Source organism: Pseudomonas sp. 57B-090624, from assembly GCF_003234055.1.
Lineage (GTDB): Bacteria > Pseudomonadota > Gammaproteobacteria > Pseudomonadales > Pseudomonadaceae > Metapseudomonas > Metapseudomonas tohonis.
The window spans coordinates 1-1,022 of the sequence record NZ_QKRU01000183.1 but is presented as its reverse complement, the minus strand read 5'-3'; the positions used below and the strand labels follow the sequence as shown (position 1 = coordinate 1,022).

At 62.3% G+C, this 1,022-nt stretch carries 1 protein-coding gene; it reads left to right on the top strand.

Features of this window, described 5'->3' with window-relative positions; all coding sequences use genetic code 11:
* Positions 1-237: 237 nt before the first annotated feature.
* Positions 238-1,022 (top strand): IS110 family transposase (locus DMX10_RS32280; RefSeq protein WP_111264897.1); only part of this gene is annotated, 785 nt, incomplete at its 3' end.

The window sequence follows — 1,022 nt, the reverse complement described above, 5'->3', positions numbered from 1 at the left end:
ATCCACCCTTGTATCTCGACTAATACCTCCACAGGGGTAATAGTCCCCGACTGATCATCGGGGGAGGGGCTGGAAGTCGTATCCACCCTTAGGCCGCGAGCCTGCAACGTAGATAGTGCTCCGCCCCTCCACACTCACTCGAAAAATCCGAACGGTATCCAGAGCCTCGAGCTCGCATCTACAAGGTTGGGTCGGGTGCAGTGATGATCGCGTTTGAACGGATCGGAAGGAGTACTCATGCCCAACGTCATCGGCATCGACATCGCCAAACACACCTTTGACCTCGCCACCCTGCAGCCCAACGGCAAGTACCGCACCAAGGCCAAGCTGGCCAACGACAAAGCGGGTTTCGCCGTCTTGCGCGACTGGCTGAACAAACACAGCGAACCCGGTGCCTGGGTCGTGATGGAGGCCACCGGCATCTACCATGAAGCCCTGGCCGAGTGGCTGCTGGAGCACGGCTATCGGGTCTGTGTCCTCAACCCGGCACAGATCGCTCACTACGCCCGAAGCCAGTTGCAACGGGTGAAGACCGACAAGGTCGACGCCAAGCTGATCGCCGAATACGGCGAGCGCCACCAGGACGAGCTGCGCCCCTGGCAACCCGAGCCCCCTGCCGTAAAGCGCTTGAAAGCCCTGGTACGGCGCCTGGAGGACCTGCGCGAAATCCAGCAGATGGAGCGCAACCGCCTGGAAGTGGCCGATACCAGCGTACAGGCCTCGATCCAGTCAGTGCTGGAACATGTCGGCCAGGAGATCAAAGAGACCCTCAAGACGATCGACGACCACATCGACAACGACCCGGATCTGTGCGGCAAGCGCGACCTGCTGACCACTATCGACGGGATCGCCGACAAGACCGCCGCCCTGCTCCTGGCGGAGCTAGGCGACCCGCTGCGCTTTGCCAGCAGCCGTGCCGTCACCGCCTTTGCCGGACTCAATCCGCGGCTGCAGGAATCCGGGAGTTACCGAGGGCAGACGCGCATCTCCAAGACGGGCTCATCGCGCCTGCGGGCCGGCCT